The sequence below is a fragment of the Micromonospora sp. R311 genome (genome assembly GCF_056780015.1).
In genome coordinates this window covers 76550-100501 of record NZ_JBSWCE010000010.1, presented here as the reverse complement: position 1 = coordinate 100501, position 23952 = coordinate 76550, and the positions used below count along the sequence as shown (strand labels likewise).

Genomic DNA, 23952 nt, shown 5'->3' with positions numbered 1-23952 from the left:
GCTACCTTTCGTAGGTGGCGAGGAGCGCGGCGGCCTCGTCCTCGGAGATCTCGTCGAGCCGGGCGACCAGCAGCCGCTCGACCTGGACGGCCAGTTCGGCGACCGTGGGGTGGGCGAAGAGCATGTAGACCGGGATGTCGACGTCCAGTGCGGCGCCGATCCGGGCGACGGCCCGGCTGGCCAGCAGGGAGTGCCCGCCCCGGTCGAAGAAGTTGTCGTGCACGCCGACGGAGGGGACCTCGAGGACCTCGGCCCAGGCCGCGGCGACCAGTTCCTCGGCGCCGGTGCGCGGGGCGGTCACCGCCGGCGGGGCGTCGTCGGTGACCGCCGGGTCGGGCAGCGCCGCGACGTCGAGCTTGCCGCTGGGCATCAGCGGCAGGGCGTCGAGGGTGACGAAGGCGGTCGGCACGAGGTGCCCCGGCAGGACGGTCCGCAGCGCCGCGCGCAACCGGGCCGGGTCGGCGTCGCCGGTGAGGTAGCCGACCAGGCGCCGCCCGCCGTGGCCGTCGGGGCGGACGGCCACCGCGGCCTGGTCGACGCCGGGCTGGGCGCGCAGCGCGGTCTCGATCTCGCCCAGCTCCACCCGCGCCCCGTTGACCTTCACCTGCCGGTCGAGCCGCTCCAGGAACTCCAGCGTCCCGTCCGAGCGCCAGCGGCAGCGGTCGCCGGTGCGGTACAGCCGCGCGCCGGGCGGGCCGAACGGGTCGGGCACGAACGCGGCCGCGGTCTCGGCGGGGCGGCGCAGGTAGCCGCGCCCGACCGGGCCACCGCCGATGTGCAGGTGCCCGGGCACGCCGACCGGCACCGGGTCGCCCCGCTCGTCGAGGACGTGCAGCCGGGCGCCCGGCATCGGCACGCCGATCGGCACCGCGCCGGCCGGCCGGGCGCCGGGGGGCACGGTGTGCGCGGAGACCGCGATCGTCGTCTCGGTCGGCCCGTAGAGGTTGTGCAGCGGCACGGTGTGCACCGCGGCGAGGTCGGTGGCCACGTCGCCGTCGAGCTGCTCGCCGATGCAGACGACCTGCCGCAGGTCGGCGGCGGCGGCGAGGCCGGGGTGGGCGACCAGGTGCCGCAGCACCGTCGGCACGCAGGACAGCAGGGTGACCCGCTCCCGCCGGACGGTGTCCAGCACCGCGTCCGGGTCGAGCGCCCCCTGCTCGGGTGCGATCACCAGGGTGGCGCCGGCCACCAGGGCCGGATAGACCTCCTGGCCGAACAGGTCGAAGCTGGGGGAGGCGAGCACCAGCAGCCGGTCGGCGGGGGTGAGCGCGTGCCGCCGGGCGAACCAGGTGGCGTGCGCGGCGAGCGAGTGGTGCTCGATCATCGCGCCCTTGGGTCGGCCGGTGGAGCCGGAGGTGTGGATCACGTAGGCGAGGCGGTGCGGGAGGACCGGCGCGGGCTCGGCGGCGCCGTCCGGGCCGCCGTCGAGGTCGTCCACCAGGATCGTCCGGTACGCCCCGGCGGGCAGCGCGTCGGCGACGGCGGCGGAGGTGACCACCACCTCGGCGGCCGCGTCCGCCACCAGCTGGGTGAGCCGCTGCGCCGGATATCCGGGATCCAGCGGCACGTACGCCGCGCCGGCCCGCAGCACCGCCAGCATCGCCACCACCACGTCGGCGCCGCGCGGCAGCGCCACCCCGACCAGCTGCTCCGGGCCGGCGCCGAGGGCGCGCAGCCGGGCGGCCAGCCGGCCGGTGCGCTCGTCGAGCTGGCGGTAGGTCAGCGACCGGCCGGCGTCGCGGACGGCGACCGCGTCCGGGGTGGCCGCGGCGTGCGCGCGGATCAGGTCGACCACTCCGGGGCCGGGCGGTGGCGCCGGTGGCCCGGCGGCCCAGCCGGTGACCAGCAGGTCGCGTTCGGCGGCGGGCAGCAGCGGCAGGGCGGACAGCGGCCGGTCGGGCCGGGCCAGGCCGCCGCGCAGCAGGGTCAGCCAGCGCGCGACGATCCGCCGCGCGGTGTCGGCGTCGAACAGGTCGCTGCGGTACTCCAGCCGCCCGGCGGTGTCGCTGACCTCCAGCAGCAGTTCCTCGCGGGCCACCCCGTTGCTGGTGCTCAGCCCCACCTCGCCGAGGTGGTTGAAGCCGAGCTGGTAGAGCGGCTGCACGCCGGGCAGCCGGGTCGGGTTGAGCGCCTCGACCAGCCGGGGCAGCGGCAGTTCCTGGTGTTCCCAGGCGGTGAGCATGGTCTCCCGGACCCGGCCGATCAGCTCACCGAAGCTCGGGTCGCCGGTCAGGTCGACGCGCAGCACCAGGGTGTTGACGAACATGCCGATCAGCGGGGCCAGCTCCGGCCGGTTGCGCCCGGCGACGGGCAGGCCGACGCACACCTCCGGGTCGCCGCTGAGCCGGTGCAGCAGCGCGGCGTACCCGGCGAGCAGCACCATCGCGCTGCTCGCCGCGTGCCGGCGGCCGACCTCGGCCACCGTGTCGCGCAGCTGCCCGGGCACCTCGAAGGTGACCTCCGCGCCGGGGCGTTCCGCGGCCGCCGTACGCGGCCGGTCCGGCAGCAGCCCGTGCACCGGCGGGGCGCCGGCGAGCCGGTCCCGCCAGTACGCCAGGTCGGCCTCGGCGGCGGCGCTCGTGGCCTGCTCGCGCTGCCACACCGCGTAGTCGGCGTACTGGATCTCCAGCGTGGGCAGCCGGGGCGCGCGCCGGTGCAGCGCGGCCTGGCACAGCTCCTCGACCTCCGCCTCCAGGATCGGCTGGGAGCTGCCGTCGAAGACGGTGTGGTGGGCGGTGAACAGCAGCGCGGGCCGCTGCGGCAGGTGGACCAGCCGGGCCCGCCACAGCGGCGCCTGCTCCAGCGGGAACGGGCCGGCCAGGTCGGCGGCGACGAGGTCGGCGAACCGGGCCCGGCGTTCCGGCTCGGCCAGCGCGGACAGGTCGGTCTCGGCCAGGTCGATCGGCACGTCGGCGTGCACGACCTGGATGAGCCTGCCGTCGGTGGACCGCAGCGCGGTGCGCAGCGGCTCGTGCCGCCGGGTCAGCTCGGCGAGCGCGGCGCGCAGCACCGCGGCGTCGGTGCCGGCCGGCAGCAGGATGGGCGAGCGCAGGTTGTACGCCGAGGCCTCGGTGCCCAGCTGGCTGGCCAGCCAGATCCACTCCTGGGCGAAGGACGCGGCGAAGACGTACTCGGTGGACCTGGCCTGCACGTGCGTTCCCCCCGCGGATTCCCCCGACGCGCGGAACCCGCATCGGTCACCGCCGATGCTAGGTGTCGGCGGGCCCTCGACCACTCCCGAGAATTGCCATCAGTGCATGGAGGATCGCTCACGGTAAATGACTGAATGGACGGTTGATGAACGGGGAGTGTCCTGGGCCTGACAGTCGGTGCGGAGGCGGTCAGCGGGACCCGGCGTCGGCCACCGTCGCGGCGGGTGCGGCCGGGCCGGACAGCCGGGCCAGCGCCGCGGCCAGGTCGCTCACCTGGCCGGCGAGTTGGGCGACCCGCTGCTGGCTCAGGTCGCGGTCGGCCTCGGCGGCGCGCAGCCGTACGGTCAGCTCGGAGAGCCGGCTCTCGGCGGCGGCGGCGCCCTGCCGGGCGGCGGTCAGCTCGGCGGTGAGCGCGTCGCGCTGGGCGGCGCCGGCGGCCAGTTCCGCGCGCAGCTGCACGGCCGCGGCGACCGCCTCCTGCCGCGCGGCGTCGGCGGCGCGGGCGGCGGCCTCGGCCCGTTCCCGGGCGCGGTCGGCCTGCTCGTGGGCGCGCACCGCGTCGGCGGCGCCGGCCCGGGCCCGCGCGGTGTCGGTGCGGGCCTGCTCGACGTGGCGGCGGACGTCCTCGACCTCGACCCGCCACCGCTCGGCGCGTTCGGCGGCCTCGGCGGCGGCCCGGGTGGCCCGCTCCGCGTCGGCGCGGGCGGTGTCGCGTTCGGCGGTCAGGTCGGCCGCCCGGCGTTGCTCGGTGTCCCGTTCCGCGCGCACGGTACGCAGCTCGTGCCGGGCCGCGTCGCGGTCCCGCTCGGCCTGGACCCGCAGCGCCTCGGCGGCGCTGGCCGCCCGGCGGGCCTCGTCCCGGGCCGCCTCGGCCCGCTCCGACCGTTCGGCGTCCCGGCCGGCCCGCGTCACGGCCTGCTCGGCCCGCTCGCGGGCCGCGTCCCGGTCGGCCAGGGCCGCCCGTGCCTCCTGCCGGGCCTGCCCGGCGGCCGCGGTGGCCTCCTCGGCCTCGCGGCGCGCCTCGTCCCGTTCGGTGTGCGCCGCGGCCACCTGGGCGGCCGCCTCGGCGCGGGCCTGGGCCAACTGGCGTTCGACCCCGACCGGCGACAGTTCGTCGTGCAGCGCCTCGGTCAGGGTCTGCACGATCTGGTCGAGCCGGTCCACCGCCTCCCAGGTGCGGGCCACCTGCCCGGGCAGGCCCGGCGCGTTGCGGTGCCGCATCCGGTTGTTGCGCGACGCCCGCTGGCAGGCGCCGTCGTTGTCCCGGCAGTAACGGAACGGGCGGCCCGCGCCGGCGCGCTGCGGCACCGGACGTCCACAGTGCGCGCAGGGGCGGGTCTCGACGGGGGTGGGCTCGGCGTCCATCGAGGGCGAAGTCTAGTGCCGGGCGGCCGTCCGACCCGGGCCGGTCACCGGCGCGGGCGGACGCTCCCGGCGCGGGCCCGCCGGCGCCACCACGCCGGGCGGCGCGCGGCCGGGGGTCAGGGCGTGGCGACGGCGGCGCGGGAGCGGTCGGCGGCGATCCGGACCGCCAGGCCGCCCAGCACGGTGCCCATCACCCAGCGCTGCACGCGCAGCCAGAGCGGCCGGCGGGCGAAGAACCCGGCGAGCGTGCCGGCGCCGAGCACGATCAGCCCGTTCACGGTCAGCGCGACGGTGATCTGGGTCAGGCCGAGCAGCAGGCTCTGCGCGGCGACGTGCCCGCGCTGCGGGTCGACGAACTGCGGCAGCAGCGACACGTAGAGGATGGCGATCTTCGGGTTGAGCAGGTTGGTGACCAGCCCCATGGTGAACAGCCGCCGGGGCCGGTCCGGCGGCAGCGGCGCCGGGGTGAACGGCGACTGCCCGCCCGGGCGCAGGGTGCGCCAGGCCAGCCAGAGCAGGTACGCCGCCCCGGCCAGCTTCACCGCCGTGTACAGCGCCGGCACCAGCACGAAGACGGTGGCCAGGCCGGCGACCGCGGCGGCCAGGTAGACGGCGAACCCGGCGGCCACCCCGAGCAGCGAGATCAGCCCGGCCCGCCGGCCCTGGGCCACCGAGCGGGAGACCAGGTAGACCATGTTCGGCCCGGGCGTGAGCACCAGGCCCAACGCGACCAGAGCGATCCCCACCAGCGCGCCCGTACCGACCATGACCAGACCCCCCGTCGACGCCTGGGCCGACCCTATGGCCGGGCGGCGGCGCGGCCGAGAGCCACCGGCCGACCGGTGGCCTGCGGGGAAGCCGGACGTAACCGGCATAGGGTGCACAGCGTTCGGGACGCCGCTTCCCGCCGCGGGCCTGGTGCCACCGGCGCACCGGCCGGCGGGGAGACTGGGGCGGTGCCGATCGTGTTGCGCGCGCCGGCGTCGCCGTCCGCACCGGAACTCCTGCTGCGCCCCTGGCGGGCCGAGGACGCCGACGCGCTGATCGAGGTCTACCGGGACCCGGTGCTGCGCCGGTGGACGAGGTTCCCGGTGACCACCGCTGCCGAGGCCCGGCACTGGCTGGCCGAGGCTCACGAGGGCTGGGAGAGCGGCCGCCGGTGCAGCTTCGCCGCGCTGGAGCCGCTGCCCGGCGGTGACCGGCTGGTGGCCAACGTGGTGCTCAAGAACGTGACGCCGGGGCGCCGGGACGCCGAGGTCGGCTACTGGACGGCCGCGGCGGCCCGGGGGCGGGGCATCGCCCCGCACGCGCTGGAGGCGGTGACCCGGTGGGCGTTCGACCGGTTCGCCGCCGCCGGGCTGACCCGGCTGGAGCTGCTGCACCAGGTGGACAACCCGGCCTCCTGCCGCGTGGCGGAGAAGACCGGCTACCGGTTCCAGGAGGTGCTGCCGGCCCGGCCGCCGTTCCCCCGCGACGGGCATCGGCACGTCCGGTGGGTCGGGTCACCGGCCTGACCCTGACGGGAATGCCCGTTCCGCCCGCTGCGCTGGTTCTTCCGACGACCGCGTTACGGTGGCTTTCGGGAGGTGGCGGGGTGAACGGTGCGTGGGAAGCGAGCGTTGAGGCGCAGATCCGCTCGGCCCAGGAGCGGGGCGAGTTCGACAACCTGCCCGGCATGGGCAAACCGATCCCCGGCCGCAACCTGCCCTACGACGAGTCGTGGTGGATCAAGAGTTTCCTGGAGCGGGAGGCGCTCCCCAGTGACCTGCTGCTGCCCACCCCGCTGCAACTGCGCCGCAAGGTCGAACAGGTGCCGGACGAGGTGCGGGACCTGCCGACCGAGGAGGCGGTGCGCTCGTACGTGGCCGACCTGAATGCCGAGATCCTCGCCTGGCTGCGCAACCCGGAAGGGCCGCGGGTGGTGGTGCGCCCGGTCAGCGCCGACGACGTGGTACGCCGCTGGCGCGACGAGCGCCGGCCGGCCCCCACCACCGCACCCGCCACCCCGGCGCCCGCTCCGGCCGCCGCCGGCCGGCCTGACCGGCGCGGGTGGTGGCTGCCGTGGCGCCGTCGGGCGGCGTAGTCGCACCCTGCCCGGTGCGTGGCCGGGTCAGTCCAGCGCGGCGCGCCACGTCCAGGACGTCCGCCGCGCCCGCCCCGGCAGCTCGCCCCGACCGGTCAGCCAGAGCAGCACCGCCGCCGGGGGCCCGTCCGGGGCGGCCGGGAACAACCGGCGCACCACCGCGGCGCTCAACCCGTCGGGCGGCTGCCACCGCACCCCGAGTCCACGGGTGATGTCGTAGGTGTGCAGCAACGTCTCGGCCACCCCCATGGCGGCGAAGCCCGGCGGGTCGCACGGCCCGTAGTGCCAGGCCCGACTCTCCGGCGCGGCGGCGTCGACCGCCGCGCGCAGCAGTCCCGCGCCGGCGGCGACCACCGCCAGCACCTCCCGGGGCGCGGCGATCGGGGCGACGACGAGGTCGAACGGCAGGTAACCGGCCTCCGGCCGGCCCGCCACCTGGCCGGCGTAGGCCAGCAGGTCGTGCGCGACGTGCGCCGCGGTGGTCCAGCAACTCCAGGTCAGGTCGCCGGCCGGCACGGTCCAGTCCCGCGCGTCGTACGGGCCCAGGACGGCGGTCATCTCGGCCACCGCGCGGGCCACGTCGGCCCCGGTCGTCGGCATCCCCCGACCGTGCCAGCGCGCCGGGCCGGGCACAACCGGAAAAGATCGTTGCCGGGCGCAGCCGCGCGGCACTAGGGTCGGGACCGTGACTGCCGGGTCGGCCATGGGCCACGAGCGGACAGGGCACCCGGCGGGGTCGTGAGCCGGGGGCGGGCCCGCGGCCCGCCGATCCTGCCGACAGTTCCGCCGCGCCTCGCCGCGGCCCGGTCACAACCTCGGCTCCCTCATCTCACCGGGCATCGCCTGCCCGGTGATCCTGGCTTCCCTCCTGCGCGCGCGCCGGCCCGAACGCGGCCGGGGCGTGCTCCCCGCGCGGCCCGCCACCGGCCGGCCGTCGCGTTCCTCGACAGAAAGCAGCGCATGCCGAACGACTTCAACCAGCAGATCATCGACGAGTTCCGGGCCAACTCCGGCCGGGTGGGCGGCCCCTTCGCGGGCGCCCGGCTGATCCTGCTCACCACCACCGGGGCGCGTACCGGCGCCCCGCACACCACCCCGGTCGGCTACCTGCCCGACGGCGGGGAACGGATCCTGGTGATCGCCTCCGCCGGCGGTGCGGCCCGGCACCCCGACTGGTACCACAACCTGGTGGCCGACCCGCGGGCCACCGTCGAGGACGGCGTGTTCACCTACCAGGCCCGGGCGCAGGTGCTGACCGGCGCCGACCGCGACCGCGTCTTCGCCCGCGCGGTGGAGGCCGACCCCGGGTGGGCCGCGTACCAGGAGAAGACGACGCGGGTCATCCCGGTGGTGGCGCTGTACCAGGTGGCCGGCGGGCCGCCCAACGCGTCGTCGTTCGGCGCGGGACTCAAACTGCTGCACGACGCGTTCCGGCGGGAGCTCGCGCTGGTCCGCGACGAGGTGGCCCGCTCCGGGCCCGGCCTGGGCGCCCAGTTGCGGATCAACTGCCTGACCGTCTGCCAGGGGCTGCACCACCACCACAGCATCGAGGACGCCGGCATGTTCACCGCCCTCGACCAGCAGCGGCCCGACCTGGCCCCGACGCTGGCGCGGTTGCGCGAGGAGCACCGGCGCGTCGCCGACCTGGTGGAGCGGCTGCGCACGGTGATCGCCGACGACGCCGCCGACCCGGCCGAACTGCGCCGCGAGGTCGACCGCCTCACCGACGAACTGGAGCGGCACCTGACGTACGAGGAGGAGCAGCTGATCCCTGTCCTCGACGGGGTCGGTTGACCCGGCCGCCGGCGGCGACGGTGCCGGCCGCCGGCACCGCCGCCGGCGGCGACGGTGCCGCCCGCCGGCACCGTCGCCTACCGGACGATCGGCCAGCTCCGCGTTTCTCCGGTCACAGCACATGGCCCCACACTGCCGGTATTACCGGATTGTCATTACCGATAATCCGTTATTTAAGCCGGGCTAAACGGGCAAAACGGCGGTGCATCATAATGACTGTTCTGGTGTTGGGAGGATCCGAGACGGCAGGTGCGGGCCCGGGCCCGCACCTCGGTGTCGCGAGCATCGTTGGTTCGCCTCCTGACTGGGCCCCGCGGCGGCGTCGGTAGCCGGTTCGCTCCCGTCGCTCCGTGACCCATGCCACATGCCGTTCCTGTCAGCAATCGGGGCGCCGTTCCGCTCAACTCACCGAGAGCAAGCGAACCGACAGGAGCGACACATGAAGCACCGCATCGTCGTCCTCGGCGCCGGCTATGCCGGGGCCTACGTGGCCGGGAACCTGGCCCGCCGGCTGTCCCCGGCGGACACCGAGATCACCGTGGTCAACGCTGAGCCGGTCTTCGTCGAGCGGCTGCGGCTGCACCAGCTCGCGGCCGGCCAGGAGATCGCGGCCAGGAAGCTCGCCGACGTCTTCGCGGGCACGGGAATCCGGCTACGCCTGGCCCGTGTCACCGCCGTCGACCCCGAGCGCCAGGTCGTCGCCGTGGCCGACGCCGACGGCGGCGGCGAGCTCGGCTACGACACGCTCTTCTACGCGCTCGGCAGCCACGGCGACGACCGCGGCGTCCCCGGCGTGGCCGAGCACGCCTTCGACATCGCCGCCCGACCCTCTGCGCTGCGCCTACGCGAGCGCCTGGACAGCCTGGGCAGGCGGGGCGGAGGCGGGAGGGTGCTGGTCGTCGGCGACGGGCTGACCGGCATCGAAACCGCCACGGAGATCGCCGAATCCCGGCCCGGCCTGTCGGTGGCGCTGGTCGCCCGCGGCGAGCTGGGCGCCCGGCTCTCCGCCGGGGCCCGCAGCCACCTGCGCCAGGCCTGCGACCGGCTGGGCATCACCGTCCTCGAGCACACCAGCGTCGAAGCCGTCGAAGCGACGCGGGTGCGGTGCGCCGACGGCACCGCCCTGGCCTCCGACGCCACCGTCTGGGCGGCCGGGTTCGCGGTGAGCCCCATCGCGGCCGGCAGCGGGCTGGAGGTCACCGAGAGCGGTCGGATCGTCGTCGACCGCACCATGCGGTCGGTCTCGCACCCGAACGTCTACGCCGCCGGCGACAGCGCCCACGCCGTCGGCGACAACGGCCGGCCGCTGCCGATGTCCTGCGCCTCGGCCGGCTACACCAGCAGGCAGGCGATCGACGCGATCGTCGGACGCCTGACCGGCCGCAAGATCCCACACACCAAGCTGGCCTACCCGGGCAACCACATCAGCCTCGGGCGGCGGGACGGGATCCTGCAGGCGGTCGACGACGAAGCGCAAGCAACGCCGAGGTATGTGGGTGGCCGGAAGGCCGCGCGGGTCAAAGCTGCCATCCTCAAGACCTCGCTGTGGACCATCTCGCACCCGACCTTCGGCCTGCCCAAGCGCAGGCACCGCCTGACCGCCGCGCCGCATGCGTCCGCCCAGAAGGTGGTCGGCGTAGCCACCTAGGGTGATCCGCGTGGACAGCACCGCCACTGATCGCTTCGACACCGGTCGGTTCGAGGCCAGCCGGAACCGGCTGGCCTCGCTGGCGTACCGGCTGCTGGGCTCCGCCGCCGACGCCGAAGACGCCGTGCAGGATGCGTTCCTGCACTGGCAGGCCGCCGACCGGCAGCGGATCAGGGTGCCGGAAGCGTGGCTGACCAAGGTCGTCACCAACCTGTGCCTCGACCGGCTCCGCTCGGCGCAAGCCCGCCGCGAACGCACCGTCGGCGCCTGGCTGCCCGAGCCGCTCCTCGACGGCGACCCGATGCTCGGCCCGGCGGACACTTTCGAGCAGCGCGAATCGGTCTCCCTGGCCGTGCTGACGCTCATGGAGCGCCTGTCATCCCTCGGGCGGGCCGTCTACGTCCTGCGCGAAGCGTTCTCCTACAGCCACGCGGAGATCGCCGAGATCCTCGACATCACCGAGTCCGCAAGCCAGCAGCACCTCCACCGGGCCCGGCACCGCATCGCCGCCGCGCGCCGCCGCGGCGGCGGCGGCGAAGTCGACCCGGTATCCGCCCGCAGGATCGTCGAGGAATTCCTCGCCGCTGCCTCCTCGGGCCGCACCGAACGGCTGGTGGCGCTGCTCACCGACGACGCGACCGCGATCTCCGACGGTGCCGGCCTGACCAACACGCTGCTGCGGTACGACACTCCGCAGCGCATCGCCGCCGTCGCACGGGCCGGCTTCAAACCCACACCCGCGAAACGGCGATTCGCCGGCGGCACGCCCGCCATCCACTACGCGCTCGTCAACGGCGCCCCCGCCATCCTCGTCGTGGTCGGCGACCAGGTCGTCGGCGCCGTGGCGTTCGACATCACCAACGGCAAGATCGCAACCGTGCGTGGTATCGCCGCCCCCACCCGCCTCGCCCGCCTCACCGAGGCCTGGCGGCGGCACGAACCGGACCCGCCGCTCATCAACCGGTGGTGACCCGACGCCGACCGCGGCCAGGCCGGCGCTGGCCGGTGTAGGCGGCGCGCGGGCCGAGGATCTGGTCGGTGCGGCGGGGCAGCCGGGCCACGATCCGGGCGACCCGGGCGGGGGGAGCGTGGGGCCGTTCGCCTGGGTGCCGGCCGATTCGAGCCGGGGCGACCGGCGAACTCGGCGGTCGCCCGTTCGGCGAGCTTCACCCAGCGCTCGCGTTGCGCGCCGACGTGCGGGAGAGCGGCGGCGCGCTCGACGACGGTCGGGCCCTGCCGACGAAGAGAGGAACTTCTCGTGCCGCGGCGGCACCCGTAGGCCGATGGGAGTCCTCCCGGGCCACCGGCGGCGCGCCGCACGCGGCGCGCTGCCGCTTCAGGGGAAGGGTGTCAGTCCGCAGCGGACGACCAAAAGAGAAGGCAAGGAGACTGGACCCCTTGCCAGTTTTAACATATAGCAGACTGGGGGGCTTGCCGCAAGACCCGGGTTGCCGTGCAGAATCGTCGGCCGGACCAGGAACGGACGAAGACACGGGGGCACGACATGCGGGTGTTGTTGTCGACCTATGCGGGACGCGGTGACGTCGGACCGCTGGTGGCGGTGCGGTTGCGGGCGTTCGGCGCGGAGGTGCGGTTGCGGGCGCGCGACTGGGCGCAGCGGCCGGCCGACTCGTCAGAGGGACGGCGCCGACAGATGAGGACGTGGTCGACACGAGCTTCGACAGAGCTGGAGGCGCCGGTGATGCGATCGGCCGGTGCGGTGCGACGGAGCACGGCTGCCCCGGAGGTGTCGCGATGAGCGAGCCGTACGTGTTGGGTCTTCAAGAGGTTGACGAGATGCAGGTCGCGGTCGTCGGCGGCAAGGGCGCGCACCTGGGGGCGCTGTCGCGGATCGACGGCATCCGCGTGCCGGCTGGCTTTTGCGTGACGACGGACGCGTTCCGGCGGATCATGGCGGCTGCGCCCTCGATCGACGATCGGCTCGACCAGCTGTCGCGCCTGAGCCCGGACGACCGGGAGGCGATCCGCGCGCTCAGCGCGGAGATCCGCCGGAGCATCGAAGGGATCGCCATCCCGGGCGATCTCGCGGCGGCGATCACCCGCGCTCTCGCCCGGCTCGGCGAGCAAGCCGCCTACGCCGTCCGATCCAGCGCGACGGCAGAGGACCTGCCGACGGCCTCCTTCGCCGGCCAGCAGGACACGTACCTCAACGTCGTGGGGCCGGCGGCGATCCTTCAGCACGTCAGCCGGTGCTGGGCCTCGCTGTTCACCGAGCGGGCCGTGACCTACCGCCAGCGCAACGGCATCGACCACCGTACGGTCCACATGGCCGTGGTCGTGCAGCAGATGGTCTTCCCGCATGCGGCCGGCATCCTGTTCACCGCCGACCCCGTCACGTCCAACCGGAAGGTCGCCTCCGTAGAGGCCAGCTTCGGCCTCGGCGAGGCCCTGGTCTCCGGCCTGGTGAACCCGGACGTCTACACGGTGCGCGACGGCGAGGTCGTCGCCAGGGCGATCGCCGCCAAGCAGCTCGCCATCCACGCCTCACCGGCGGGTGGGACGCAGGAACAGCCGATCGGCCCGGAGCGGCAGGACCAGCCGGCGCTGACGGATGCGCAGGTCGTGCGGCTCGTGCAGCTCGGCCGGCGGATCGAAGCGCACTTCGGCCACCCCCAGGACATCGAATGGTGCCTGGCCGACGACGGCTTCCGGATCGTCCAGAGCCGGCCGATCACCACGCTGTTCCCGATCCCCGCCTCCGGCGACCGGGAGAACCGCGTCTATGTCTCCGTCGGCCATCAGCAGATGATGACCGACCCCATGAAGCCCCTCGGGCTCTCCTTCTGGCAGATGACGACCCCCGCGCCCATGGCCGAGGCCGGCGGCCGCCTGTTCGTCGACGTCACCCAGAGGCTGGCTGCACCGACGAGCCGCGCCGGCCTCCTGGAGCTCATGGGGAGATCCGATCCGCTGACCGCGGACGCGGTGCAGACCATCCTCGAGCGCGACGGCTTCATCCGGCCGCTCCCGGACGAGGGTCCCCCCGGGCCACTGGCCGGCGGCGCGCCAGCCCCGATCGAGACCGATCCGGCCATCGTCACCGAGCTGATCGGGCGCAGCGAGGCATCCATCACCGCCTTGGAAAGCGAGATCCGGACCAAGTCCGGAGAGGCGCTGCTCGACTTCATCCGGGCGGACATCCAGGAGCTGAGGCGGATCTTGTTCGATCCGCGGAGCCACCAGGTCTTCATGTCGGCGATGGAGGCCACGTGGTGGCTCAACGAGCAGCTGGAGGCGTGGCTGGGCGAGAAGAACGCGGCGGACACGCTCACGCAGTCCGTGCCCCACAACGTCACGTCGGAGATGGGGCTGGCGCTGCTGGGGGTCGCTGACGTGATCCGCCCACATCCGGACGTGGTGGCGTTTCTGCAGCACGTCGAGGACGAGGGTTTCCTGGACGAGCTGCCCGAGCTCGCGGGCGGGCGGGAAGCGCGCGACGCCATCGGGGCCTGGCTCGACAAGTACGGCATGCGCTGCGTCGGCGAGATCGACATCACGCGGCCGCGTTGGAGGGAACGCCCCTCCACGCTCGTGCCCATGATCCTCGGCAACATCAGGAACTTCGAGCCGGGAGCCGGCGAGCGGCGCTTCGAACAAGGGCGGCAGGAGGCCTGGCAGAAGGAGCAGGAGCTGTTGGAACGCTTGCGGGCCCTGCCGGACGGGGAGCGCAGGGCCGAAGAGACGAAGCGGATGATCGACCGGGTCCGGACCTTCATCGGGTACCGGGAGTATCCGAAGTACGGCATGGTCAGCCGCTACTTCGTGTACAAGCAGGCCTTGTTGGAAGAGGCCGAGCGCCTCGTGCAGGCCCACGTGCTTCGCGAGAAGGAGGACATCTTCTACCTCACGTTCCAGGAGCTCCACGACGTCGTGCGGACGAACCGCGCGGACGACCAACTCATCGGCCGGCGCAAGGACGCGTTCAGGTCCTATCAGGCGCTCACGCCGCCCCGGGTGCTCACGTCGGATGGCGAGGTCATCGCCGGGGCGTACCGCCGCGACGATGTGCCGGCCGGCGCGCTGATCGGCCTACCGGTCTCCGCCGGGACCGTCGAGGGGCGGGCCCGCGTCATCCTGGACATGGCCCGGGCCGATCTCGAACCGGGCGACATCCTCGTCACGGCTCACACGGACCCCAGCTGGACGCCCCTCTTTGTCGCCGTCGCGGGTTTGGTGACGGAGGTCGGGGGATTGATGACTCACGGCGCGGTGATCGCACGGGAGTACGGATTGCCGGCCGTCGTCGGTGTGCTGGATGCCACCCGACTGATCTCCGACGGGCAGCGGATCCGGGTGCACGGAACCGACGGGTACGTCGAGATTCTGACTGATCACACCGAGAAGGCCCCATCCGTAGCGAGTTCCGCGTCCTGACCCTCGGCTGGGGCGGAGCCTTGCCGACCCTCACCGTGGACACCGGCGACGGCTACCGGTCGGGCCTCGGCTTCGCCGCTGAGGTGGTCCCGGTGGCGCCGACGAGGTCGCGGTCGAAAACCGTTTGAGCCTCCCTTCGCGTCCCCCGTAGGTTGCCCCCAGCCGTATCCCAGTGAGGACAGAGGACAAAACCGCGTGACCCCGCCTGCTCTCTAGACCTGACACCTTCTTCCGCTCACCTGTAGCCGACGCTCCCGTCGGCTCTGCCGGGCTGCCCATGTGCGCCCGGTCATGCAGCGTTCGAGGCCGCGCGTAACGGGCCTCGGGTCAGGCCTAGAGAGAGATCATGTCTTCACAACCTCATATCGTGCTGCCCTGGGTCGTTCGTCGGACCAGGCTGCCTCTGCTGTCGTTGCGGTGCGTGGACTGCCGGTCGGAGTCGGCCACCACCGGCGAGGGTAGGTTCCGCGTCAACGCCAACGGCAAGCTGCTGGACGTGTGGCTGCTGGTCCGCTGCGTGTCCTGCGGTCGGACGAGCAAGCTCACCGTGCACGAGCGAGCGCCGGCCAGATCCTTCGATCCGGCCCAGCTCCACGGCTACCACGTCAACGATCCGGAACTGGTGGCGTCCAGGTTGTTGGATCCGTTGCTCGCCCGGCGCAGCCGCTTCACCCTGGACTGGACGGGGGCCTGGCGGCTGGACACCCCGTCGGCATGGCTCGACGAGGCGTGGCCGGTCCAGGTGGAGGTCGTCTTCGAGGATCCGGTACCGGTGCGCCCGGAACGGCTCATCGCGCAAGGGCTCGGCCTCAGCAGGCAAGAGGTGCTGCGCCGGATCAAGTGCGACATTTCGCTGCGCCGCCCGACGAGCGCCGGATTCACCTTCACCGTGATGGCCGCGGACTAGCGGGGGTGTAGCCGCGGCGGGCCACCCGGCCCGCCCGGCTTCACCCCCGAAACCCTGCCGTACCGGACGTGCGAGCCACACCCCGTCACAGAGCATCATCACCGGGGTGGGGTTGAGCGGGCATAGTCCGTCGGCCAGCTCGCCGGGTCTGGTCCTCCGTGCCTTCGGAGTGGTTCCGGTACGGCTGCCCGTCGCGGCCGTGGAGATCGTGCGGCCCAGGGCGTGGCGTCCTTCCTGGGCCGACCGATCCGCCGGGCCGGTGGCTCGCGGACCAGCAGGCCTGGGTAGCTTCCCTGTCATGAGTGAGGACACATTCCGCTCGGTGGAGATCGAGCGCACCAACGTCGGGCAGTACGTCGTGCGGAACGTCCGCGGCGGATCGGTGTCGATGGGCACCGGCGAGGACGGCAGCTTCACGCCGGTGGAGCTGCTGCTGGCGGCCATCGGGGGCTGCACCGCGGTGGACGTGGACAACATCACCAGCCGCCGCGCCGAGCCGACCCGGTTCTCCGTCCGCGTCACCGGCGACAAGGTCCGGGACGCGGACGGCGGCAACCGGATGCAGAACCTCACGGTGGAGTTCACCGTGGCGTTCCCGGCGGGCGCGGACGGCGACAAGGCCCGCGAGGCGCTGCCCCGCTCGCTGCAGCAGTCCCACGACCGGCTCTGCACCGTCTCCCGAACGGTCGAACTCGGCACTCCCGTCTCGGTCGTCGAGGCTGGCGGTTCCGCCGGGCACTGACGTCTCCGGGCGCACCCGGGATTCACCAGCGGCGAGGCGTCCGATCACTCCCTGGGCGTGGTGCTGCTGCTTCCTGACGACCTGGGCCGACCGTGGCCGGCGGGAGCCTCGGCCACCTGTGCCGCCTGCCGTTCGCGCCACCGCTGCCGCGCCTCGCGGTTACCGCTGCGGCAGACCTCGCGGCGGCGGCCGATGGCGGGGTGACCTCGCGGTCGTGCCCGTTCGTCCACGCTGGACGGGCGCGAGGGCTGAGCGCGCCGGGCCGACGCCCCCCGGCGCCGAAAACCGCAGGCGCCGGGCCCGGCGTCGGCGGTACGGTCCGCCGGTGGACGAGATGGACGGGTATTTCGGCGAAGAGGTGGCGGCCCGGTACGACGACCCGTCGTCGGAGATGTTCCGGCCGGAGGTGGTGACCGCCGCGGTCGACGTGCTGGCGGAGTTCGCCGGCGACGGCCGGGCCCTGGAACTGGGCATCGGGACGGGACGCGTCGCGGTGCCGCTGGCCCGGCGCGGGGTGCCGGTGCACGGCATCGACCTGTCCCGCGCCATGGTGGCCCGGCTGCGCGGCAAGCCCGGCGGCGACGCGATCGGCGTGACGATCGGCGACTTCGCCACGACCCGGGTGGACGGGACGTTCCGCCTCGCCTACCTGGTCTTCAACACGATCATGAACCTGACCACCCAGGAGGCACAGGTCGCCTGTTTCCGGAACGTGGCGGCCCACCTCGCCCCCGGCGGCTGTTTCCTCGTCGAGGTGATGGTTCCCGAGTTGCGCAAGCTGCCACCCGGACAGGACGTCGTCCCGTTCCACGCCGGCGCCACCCGGTGGGCCTTCGACCGGTACGACGTCGCCACCCAGGAGATGAGCTCGAACTACGTGGAGGTCGTCGACGGGCGGGGCCGGTACCGGTCGATCCCGTTCCGGTACGTGTGGCCGGCCGAACTGGACCTGATGGCCCAGCTCGCCGGCCTGCGCCTGCGGGAGCGTTGGGACGGCTGGGCGCGGCGACCGTTCACCGGCGACAGCGCCGGGCACGTGTCGGTCTGGGAGAAGCCCGCCGACTGACCCCGGCCGCGGTCAGGCCCGCGCGCCGCCGAGGCCGAGCAGCACGGCCAGGCCCAGGGCGCTGCGCGGGGCGTACGGCACCCGCCACAGCCCGCCGTGCGCCGCGCCGTACGCCTCGTCCTGCCACGGGTGCGGCTGGGCGGGCCCGCCGGTGCGCAGGTCGTGCACCAGCAGCGCGGCCATCAGGGTGTTGCTGGTGGCCGGCTCGAACACCTCGATGCCGAACCGGTGCGCGCCCGCGTACGCGGCGGCCAGCGCCCGGTTGCGCAGCACCGAGCGGGTCCGGGTGGGCGGCGCGACCTTGAACGACACGGTCGACCCCGCCTCCCGGGCCACCGTCGCCCGCCACCGCTGCAACCGCTTCGCCAGCGCGTAGTTGGGGCCTTGCTGGGGGACGAGGCTGTCGTTGACGCCCGGGTCGGCGTCCGGTGGGTAGTTGCGGTGCAGCAGTCGGCCGCCGGAGGCCAGCCGCAGCGACCGGCGGGCGAGGCCGCGGGCCGCGTAGCCCCGCTCGGCGTGGCGTACCGCGTCGCCGGGGACGGCGAAGACGTCGGTGGGGGTGGCCAGGAAGGCCAGCGCCACGTCGTCACGCCGGTCCTGCAGGTGGCGGGTGAGCGCGTCGACCGCCGTGGCGACCCGGACGTTGGTGGCGCCGTCGGCGTAGACGTAGTTGCCCAGCACCAGCCGGCCGTCGACGCCGAGCAGCCAGTCGGCCACCTGCGGCAGCCGGTGCAGCAGGTCGGCGCCCGCGTGATCGGCCAGGGCGGCGTCGTCGGCGTCGGTGCCGGCGGGCACCGGCAGGTGCAGCCGCCCACCGAGGCGGCGGCTCGTCTGCAACAGCCGCCGCCAGATCTCCGGCCGCGGCAGGTCGACCGCGACGACCTCGCCGCCCCAGCGCAGCACCGACGGCAGCGGCCCCATCTCCGCGCCCGCGCCGAGCACGACGACGCGCTGGTCGCGCAGGTCGAGCCAGTCCGGGTTGGCCGCGACGGCGCGTACCGCGTCGGCGCAGGACGGCTCGACGACGCCGGCGCCGACCCAGGCGTCGAGCCGGCGGAGCAGGTCGTCGCCGCGCAGCCGCCCGCCCCGGTACGGCAGGGACAGCTCGCGTTCCACCTCGCCGGTGCCGGTGACCGTCGCCGTGCCCAGCGGCGCGACCCCGGTGGCGGCGCCGAAGACGTCGGCCAGGCCGATCTCGGCGCCGTCGTCGCGCACCACGGTCATCCGGCGGTGCAGCGAGGCGAGCCCGTCCCGGGCGACGGTCACCGCGGCGTCGCGGGAGAGCAGTCCGGCCTCGACGAGCCGCCGGAAGTGCCCGAGGTAGCCGTGCCGCCAGTTCGTCTCGTGCTCCGCCGAGCGGGCGCCGACCGGGTCGACGGCGCGCAGCGCGTCGGCGACGACCGCGCGACCGAGCGCGGAGGTGCTGCGCCCCGCGTCGGTCTTCGGGAACACCACCCCGGTCGGACCCTCCACGGCCACCGCCCTCCCGCCCCGGCCCGTCGGGCCGCCCTCGGTCATCGCTGCCACTCTGCCGCACCCGCCGTCGCCGCGCAGCGCCGGGCCGACCCGTTCGGCGCCGCCGGGCCGGCCGGCGGAGAATGACCCGGTGACGATGCCGTTTCCCTCGCCCACCGTCCCGGCCGCCGGCCGTACCGAGGTGTTCCTGCGCTACCTCGACTACTTCCGGGAAAGCCTGCTGGCCAAGGTCTGCGCGCTGCCGGAGGAGGAACTGCGCCGTAGCCGGCTGTCGTCCGGCTGGACGCCGCTGGAGCTGGTCAAGCACCTGCGGTACGTGGAGCTGCGCTGGATCGAGTGGGGCTTCCAGGGCCGCGACGTCGTCGAGCCGTGGGGCGACCGCCGCGGTGACCGCTGGCACGTCGCCCCGGAGGAGACCCGGGAGGACCTGGTGGCGGCGCTGCGCGCGCAGGGCGCGCACACCACCGCGGTGGTGAGCGCCAACGACCTGGCGGCGGTCGGCGCGCCGGGCCCGCGGTGGGAGGGCGAGGACCCGGCGACCCTGGAACGGGTGCTGTTCCATCTGCTCCAGGAGTACGCCCGCCACCTCGGGCACCTGGACATCGTCGCCGAGCTGGCGGGCGGCCCGACGGGGGAGTGACCCGCCGGCGGGCCGCGACGCCCAGCGGTTGCCGGCCCGTCATCGCCCGCCGGTGCCGGCGCGTGCTGCCCACTGCGTGGGCTGACGCCGGCCGGCGCGGCCGGGCAGGATGGACGGATGAGAGCTGAGCCGATCGACCTGACCACCGCGCTGGCCGGGTTCACCGAGCTGTGGAGCCCGCGGATCGTCACGAGGGTCAACGACTACGACGTGCGGATCGCCAAGGTGGCCGGCGAGCACGTCTGGCACACCCACGACGACACCGACGAGTTCTTCCTGGTCCTGGAGGGAGAGTTGCGCATCGCGCTGCGCGACGCGGACGGCGCCGCCGAGCGCGAGGTGGTGCTGCCGCGTGGGTCCGTCCACGTCGTACCGCGCGGGGTGGCGCACCGGCCGTCGTCGGCGGCCGGCGCGTCGATCCTGATGTTCGAGCCGTCCGGCACGTCCAGCGTCGGGGACCGGCACGACCCGGTCCCCGACCACGTGGACGCCACCACCGGGCACCCGCTCTGAGTCAGCGCGCGGCGGCCGCGAGGTCGTGGCGCGGCGCCGGGGGCGCGGTCAGCCGGCGGACGCCGGGCACGGCGGCGGTGCCCGCGCAGGCGACGAGGACCAGCAGGCCGGCCGCGAGCAGCGGCGCGGGTTCGCCGAACGCCCGCGCCGCGACCGGTGCCAGGGCGTAGCCGAGCGGTACCGCGCTCAGCGAGACCAGCCAGTCGTACGAGGTGACCCGGGCGAGCACCTGCGGTGGGAACTGGTGCTGCACGACGGTCTCCCAGACCGGGTTGAGGTAGCCGAGGGCGGTGAGCGCCAGGCCGTAGGCGGCGATCACCAGCGGGGCGGGCGCGGCGACGGCCAGCAGCGCCAGCGGTGCCGCGTAGCCGGCCAGGGCGAGGTTGGCCAGCAGCACCGGGCGGCGGGGCCGGATCCGGGCGGCCAGCAGCGAACCGGCGAGCATGCCGACCGCCCCGGCCTGCAGCATCAGCACCCAGACGCCTTCGCCGCCGAGGCGGTGTACGGCCACCGCGGGGCCGAGGGTCATCAGCACGGCCGCGGCGCCGTTCCACACGCCGTGGGCGACCAGGCTGGTCCAGTACCAGTCGCGCGCGCGGACCTCCCGCCAGCCGTGCACCAGGTCGGCGAGGACGGTCCGTCTCGGTACGGGGACGTGGCGGACCCGGATGACGGCGAGGAGCAGCGCGCTGAGCGCGAACGTCGCGGCGTCGAGGATGAACGCCCAGCCCGGTCCGGCGGCCCAGATCAGCGCACCGGCCAGGGCGGGCCCGGCGAGGCGACTGGCGTTGGCGGTGACGCCGATCAGGGCGTTGGCCTGCTGGCGCTGGGTGGTGTCGACGGTCCCGGCGACCAGGGGGGAGGCGGTGGGTATGGCGAAGGCGCTGGCGGCGCCGCCGACCGCGGCGGCCACCGCGATGGTGGCCAGCGATGCCCGGCCGAGGAGTTCGAGGCCGACGGCGAGTTGCGCGAGGCAGCGCACCACGTCGGCGAGGATCGCCACGCGGCGGGCGTCGAGCCGGTCGGCGAGCACGCCGCCGAGTGGGAGCAGCACCAGTCGGGGCACCATGGCGCAGGCCAGTACGAGGGCGAGCGCCGAGGTGGAGCCGGTGGCGCGGAGCACGGCCAGGGCGAGGGCGGCGGGCACGACGGCGTCACCGACGGCCGAGACGGTACGGCCAAGGAAGAGCAACCGGAAGGAGCGGACGCGGAGGGGATGGGTCACCGCGACAGGTTACTTCGACATCGAACCTTTCGACAACGAATATTTTGGCGTTGACGTATGCTCGCCGGCATGACCGCCCGCGACCATGTCGACCGGCACGTCGAGCGCTGGCTGCCGGTGCTGCCCGATCTCGACCCCGACGTCGAGGGCGCGGTCACCCGGATGCAGTTCCTCACCCGGCACCTGCGCGCGGTGAAGCAGCGGGTGCTGGCCGAGCTGGACCTGCAACGGCACGAGTACGACACCCTGCACGCGCTGGCCGGCCGCGGCGGCCGGGCCGCCCCGTCCGACCTGGCCCGCGACCTCGCCATGGCGCCCGCTTCGGTGACCGCCCGGGTGGACACACTGGCCCGACGGGGGTTCGTGCGGCGCATCCCGTCGGCCACCGACCGGCGCCGGGTCGACGTGGAGCTCACCGACGCCGGCCGGGCCGCCTGGCAGGGGGCGATGGACGTACGCGGCACCGAGGAGCACCGGCTGCTCGCCGCCCTCGACCCGCAGCAGCGGCGGCTGCTGGCCGACCTGCTGCGCCGGGTGGTGCTGGTCGCCGAGCGGCCGGCCGACTGACCGGCGGAAATCGCCTGGCGCCACCGGTGCGACCGCTGGCAGGGTGGCCGGCATGACGGCCCAGGTGCTGGCGGGAGCGCTCGCCGACGACGTACGGCGACAGGTGTTCGCGGCGATCGTGCTCGGCGCGGCCGACGCGGCCGCGGTGGCCGGTCGCACCGGGCTGGCCGCGCGGCCGGTCGTCACGGCGATCCGCCGGCTGCGCGACGCCGGCCTGGTCACCGGCGACGACGGCGACCTGCGGGTGGACGGTGGGCGGCTGCGCGAGGCGGCCCGCACCGACCCGCCGGCGCGACCGGCGGAGGAGCCGGAGCAGAAGATCCTGCGGACGTTCCTGCGCGACGGGACGCTGGTCGCCCTGCCGGCGCAGCGCGGCCGGCGCCGGGTGCTGCTCGCGCACATCGCCGCCTCCTTCGCGCCCGGCGTGCGCTATCCGGAGCGGGCGGTGGACGACACGCTGCGCGCCTGGTGCGCCGGCGGCGGATCGGACCACGTCACCCTGCGGCGGTACCTCGTCGACGAGCACCTGCTCGCCCGGGAGCAGGGCGTCTACTGGCGCACCGGCGGCTGATCGTCCGTCGGCGAAACGATCCCGCCGAGGAACATCTTGTTAGCCTCGGCGGATGACCTCGTGTTCGCCCGGTGGCACCCGGGACCTGATGTTCCTGCTCTCCTGGGCCAGCCACGCGCTGACCGGCGAGCATGCCGCCGGGCTGGCCGAACTGGGCATCTCACCGCGGGCGCACTGCGTGCTGCTGATGGCCCGGCCCGGCGGGCTCACCCAGCGGCAGCTCGGTGAGCGGTGCGGGATCGACAAGACGACCATGGTGGTGACGCTGGACCAGTTGGAGGCCGCCGGCCTGGTCCGCCGCCGGCCGTCGCCGAGCGACCGACGGGCCCGCCTGGTGGAGGTCACCCCGGAAGGGGAGAAGGTGCTGCACCGGGCGCAGGAGATCGCGGCGCGCATCCAGCGGGACGTGCTCGCCGCGCTGCCCGAGGCCGACCGCGAGGTGTTCCTGCGGTCCATCGAGGCGCTGGTGGCCGGGCGGTTGGCGGGCAGCGGCGCGTGCGGTCCGGGCAGCCGCCCCGGATTCTAGTTCCGAGGGAGATAGTCCCGGCCAAGACGATCTGCTGCGGTCGCAGTTGTTCTCCTCCCCGACCGAGGAGCAGCCATGATCACGACCGCGCCGCCCGCCACCACCCCTGCCGCATCCCTGCGTCGCCGCGCCCTCGGCGTGGCCGCCGCCGTCGTGGCCTGCGTGCTCATCTGGGCCGCCGGCGCGGTCGCCGGGGTCGACTACACCGTCCGGAACCCGGGGCAGCCGGCGATGGCGCTCGGCCCCGCCGCGATCATCACCGTGTCGCTCGGCTCGGCCCTGCTGGGCTGGGCGGCGCTGGCCGTCCTGGAGCGACTGACCCGGCGGGGGGCAACGATCTGGACGGTGCTGGCCGTGGTGGTGGCGCTGCTCTCGCTCTTCCCGGTCGGCGCCACCGAGGCCACCGGTGGCGCCAAGGTCGCCCTGGGCGCCATGCACCTGGCGGTGGCGGCGGCGCTGATCGCCCTCCTGCCGGCCCGCCGTCGCTGACCGCCAACCGGCGCGGCGTCCGCGAGCTGGTCGAGGCCCGCGCCCGGTACGCCGGCACGGCCACGTCGAGATCCCGGCGTTCTGCGCCGACCGGTACGCCGAGCACTGGTTCGAGAAGCTGCTGCCCCGAACTTGACGACCGTCGTGTCCCGCGCTATCACAGAAGGGGAAGTTGAGTCACCCAGGCTCAACCCGACACCTTCGGCCAGGAGAACCGAGGAGGCACGACCATGCTGATGCGCACCGACCCGTTCCGCGAGATCGACCGGCTCGCCGAGCAGTTCTTCGGCACCACCGCCCGCCCGGCGATGATGCACATGGACGCCTACCGCGACGGCGACTACTTCTACGCCGCGTTCGACCTGCCCGGCGTCGACCCGGACAGCATCGACTGCACCGTGGAGCGCAACGTGCTGACCGTCCGCGCCGAGCGCCGCCGGCCCGCCGGCGACAAGGTCGAGCTCGTCGCCGCCGAGCGTCCGATGGGCACCTTCAGCCGGCAGCTCTTCCTCGGCGACACCCTCGACACCGACAAGCTCGAGGCGGGTTACGACAACGGCGTGCTGACGCTGCGCATCCCCATCGCCGAGCGGGCCAAGCCGCGGCGGATCAGCATCACCGCCAACGGCAACGGCCGCAAGCAGATCAACGCCTGACCGCGCCCGGGGGCGGGGGCGGCGCGACCCTCCCGCCCCCGCGCCAGGCCACCCGCTCACCCTGGATCGCTGGATCGCTGGATCGCCGGATCGCCGGATCGCCGGATCGCCGGATCGCCGGCGCGCCAGCCGCGACC

General features: G+C 74.5%; 22 protein-coding genes. 16 read left to right on the top strand and 6 right to left on the bottom strand.

The genetic code is table 11. From position 1 onward, the window contains the following. Nucleotide 1: 1 nt before the first annotated feature. From AC1WTP_RS10965 to AC1WTP_RS10955, 3 genes are all read right to left on the bottom strand, one after another. Nucleotides 2-3151: a non-ribosomal peptide synthetase gene (locus tag AC1WTP_RS10965; RefSeq protein ID WP_481649107.1), complete on the bottom strand. Its 3150-nt coding sequence runs from the start codon at nt 3149-3151 to the stop codon at nt 2-4. A gap of 190 nt (nt 3152-3341) precedes the next feature. Continuing rightward, the gene (locus AC1WTP_RS10960) at nt 3342-4517 is read right to left on the bottom strand and encodes a hypothetical protein (protein ID WP_481649106.1); all 1176 of its coding nucleotides are present in this window, start codon (nt 4515-4517) and stop codon (nt 3342-3344) included. Nucleotides 4518-4633: 116 nt separating this feature from the next. Next, a complete protein-coding gene (locus tag AC1WTP_RS10955; RefSeq protein WP_481649105.1) occupies nt 4634-5284 on the bottom strand; it encodes a LysE family translocator in 651 nt (216 codons plus the stop codon). Between the two features lie 189 nt (nt 5285-5473). Here AC1WTP_RS10955 and AC1WTP_RS10950 point away from each other — a divergent pair, with 189 nt between their 5' ends. Next, the gene (locus AC1WTP_RS10950) at nt 5474-6031 is read left to right on the top strand and encodes a GNAT family N-acetyltransferase (protein ID WP_481649104.1); all 558 of its coding nucleotides are present in this window, start codon (nt 5474-5476) and stop codon (nt 6029-6031) included. Nucleotides 6032-6111: 80 nt separating this feature from the next. Beyond that, entirely contained in the window at nt 6112-6600 is a 489-nt protein-coding gene (locus tag AC1WTP_RS10945; RefSeq protein ID WP_481649103.1) for a DnaJ family domain-containing protein, read from the top strand. A 27-nt stretch (nt 6601-6627) separates the two neighbouring features. Here the strand turns inward: AC1WTP_RS10945 and AC1WTP_RS10940 are convergent, their stop codons facing one another. Next, nucleotides 6628-7200, bottom strand: coding sequence for a maleylpyruvate isomerase N-terminal domain-containing protein (locus AC1WTP_RS10940; protein ID WP_481649102.1), 573 nt, complete (start codon nt 7198-7200; stop codon nt 6628-6630). A 360-nt stretch (nt 7201-7560) separates the two neighbouring features. On the opposite strand from AC1WTP_RS10940, the gene AC1WTP_RS10935 reads away from it, so the two are divergent. From AC1WTP_RS10935 to AC1WTP_RS10905, 7 genes are all read left to right on the top strand, one after another. Beyond that, on the top strand, nt 7561-8394 hold the full coding sequence (locus AC1WTP_RS10935; RefSeq protein WP_481649101.1) for a nitroreductase/quinone reductase family protein: 834 nt from the start codon (nt 7561-7563) through the stop codon (nt 8392-8394). A 439-nt stretch (nt 8395-8833) separates the two neighbouring features. After that, entirely contained in the window at nt 8834-10042 is a 1209-nt protein-coding gene (locus AC1WTP_RS10930) for an NAD(P)/FAD-dependent oxidoreductase (RefSeq protein WP_481649100.1), read from the top strand. A 10-nt stretch (nt 10043-10052) separates the two neighbouring features. Beyond that, nucleotides 10053-11012 carry a sigma-70 family RNA polymerase sigma factor gene (locus AC1WTP_RS10925; RefSeq protein ID WP_481649099.1) on the top strand — a complete coding sequence of 320 codons (960 nt, stop codon included), beginning with the start codon at nt 10053-10055 and terminating at the stop codon, nt 11010-11012. Nucleotides 11013-11797: 785 nt separating this feature from the next. Beyond that, on the top strand, nt 11798-14437 hold the full coding sequence (gene rph / locus AC1WTP_RS10920; RefSeq protein ID WP_481649098.1) for a rifamycin-inactivating phosphotransferase: 2640 nt from the start codon (nt 11798-11800) through the stop codon (nt 14435-14437). A 421-nt stretch (nt 14438-14858) separates the two neighbouring features. Continuing rightward, on the top strand, nt 14859-15344 hold the full coding sequence (locus AC1WTP_RS10915; RefSeq protein WP_481649097.1) for a DUF1062 domain-containing protein: 486 nt from the start codon (nt 14859-14861) through the stop codon (nt 15342-15344). A 298-nt stretch (nt 15345-15642) separates the two neighbouring features. Beyond that, nucleotides 15643-16086, top strand: coding sequence for an OsmC family protein (locus AC1WTP_RS10910; protein WP_481649096.1), 444 nt, complete (start codon nt 15643-15645; stop codon nt 16084-16086). A gap of 334 nt (nt 16087-16420) precedes the next feature. Beyond that, nucleotides 16421-17152, top strand: a complete 732-nt coding sequence (locus AC1WTP_RS10905; RefSeq protein ID WP_481649185.1) for a class I SAM-dependent DNA methyltransferase — start codon at nt 16421-16423, stop codon at nt 17150-17152. A gap of 12 nt (nt 17153-17164) precedes the next feature. Here AC1WTP_RS10905 and AC1WTP_RS10900 read toward each other — a convergent pair whose 3' ends face one another. Then, on the bottom strand, nt 17165-18670 hold the full coding sequence (locus AC1WTP_RS10900; protein WP_481649095.1) for a hypothetical protein: 1506 nt from the start codon (nt 18668-18670) through the stop codon (nt 17165-17167). 94 nt (nt 18671-18764) lie between these two features. On the opposite strand from AC1WTP_RS10900, the gene AC1WTP_RS10895 reads away from it, so the two are divergent. Together AC1WTP_RS10895 and AC1WTP_RS10890 are read left to right on the top strand one after the other, a co-directional pair. Beyond that, on the top strand, nt 18765-19268 hold the full coding sequence (locus AC1WTP_RS10895) for a DinB family protein (RefSeq protein WP_481649184.1): 504 nt from the start codon (nt 18765-18767) through the stop codon (nt 19266-19268). Between the two features lie 117 nt (nt 19269-19385). Then, entirely contained in the window at nt 19386-19781 is a 396-nt protein-coding gene (locus tag AC1WTP_RS10890) for a cupin domain-containing protein (RefSeq protein WP_481649094.1), read from the top strand. A gap of 1 nt (nt 19782) precedes the next feature. On the opposite strand, the gene AC1WTP_RS10885 is transcribed toward AC1WTP_RS10890, so the two are convergent. Next, nucleotides 19783-21006 (bottom strand): MFS transporter, encoded by a 1224-nt coding sequence (locus AC1WTP_RS10885; protein ID WP_481649093.1) that lies wholly within the window; start codon nt 21004-21006, stop codon nt 19783-19785. A gap of 69 nt (nt 21007-21075) precedes the next feature. Between AC1WTP_RS10885 and AC1WTP_RS10880 the strand changes: the two genes are divergently transcribed. The 5 genes from AC1WTP_RS10880 (at nt 21076) to AC1WTP_RS10860 (ending at nt 23815) form a co-directional block, all read left to right on the top strand. After that, entirely contained in the window at nt 21076-21573 is a 498-nt protein-coding gene (locus AC1WTP_RS10880; RefSeq protein WP_481649092.1) for a MarR family winged helix-turn-helix transcriptional regulator, read from the top strand. A gap of 52 nt (nt 21574-21625) precedes the next feature. Next, nucleotides 21626-22144, top strand: coding sequence for a DUF2087 domain-containing protein (locus AC1WTP_RS10875; protein WP_481649091.1), 519 nt, complete (start codon nt 21626-21628; stop codon nt 22142-22144). A 52-nt stretch (nt 22145-22196) separates the two neighbouring features. Beyond that, entirely contained in the window at nt 22197-22670 is a 474-nt protein-coding gene (locus AC1WTP_RS10870) for a MarR family winged helix-turn-helix transcriptional regulator (RefSeq protein ID WP_447136695.1), read from the top strand. 75 nt (nt 22671-22745) lie between these two features. Beyond that, nucleotides 22746-23159 carry a DUF6069 family protein gene (locus AC1WTP_RS10865; protein WP_481649090.1) on the top strand — a complete coding sequence of 138 codons (414 nt, stop codon included), beginning with the start codon at nt 22746-22748 and terminating at the stop codon, nt 23157-23159. Nucleotides 23160-23389: 230 nt separating this feature from the next. Continuing rightward, entirely contained in the window at nt 23390-23815 is a 426-nt protein-coding gene (locus AC1WTP_RS10860; protein WP_481649089.1) for an Hsp20/alpha crystallin family protein, read from the top strand. Nucleotides 23816-23952 lie beyond the last annotated feature (137 nt).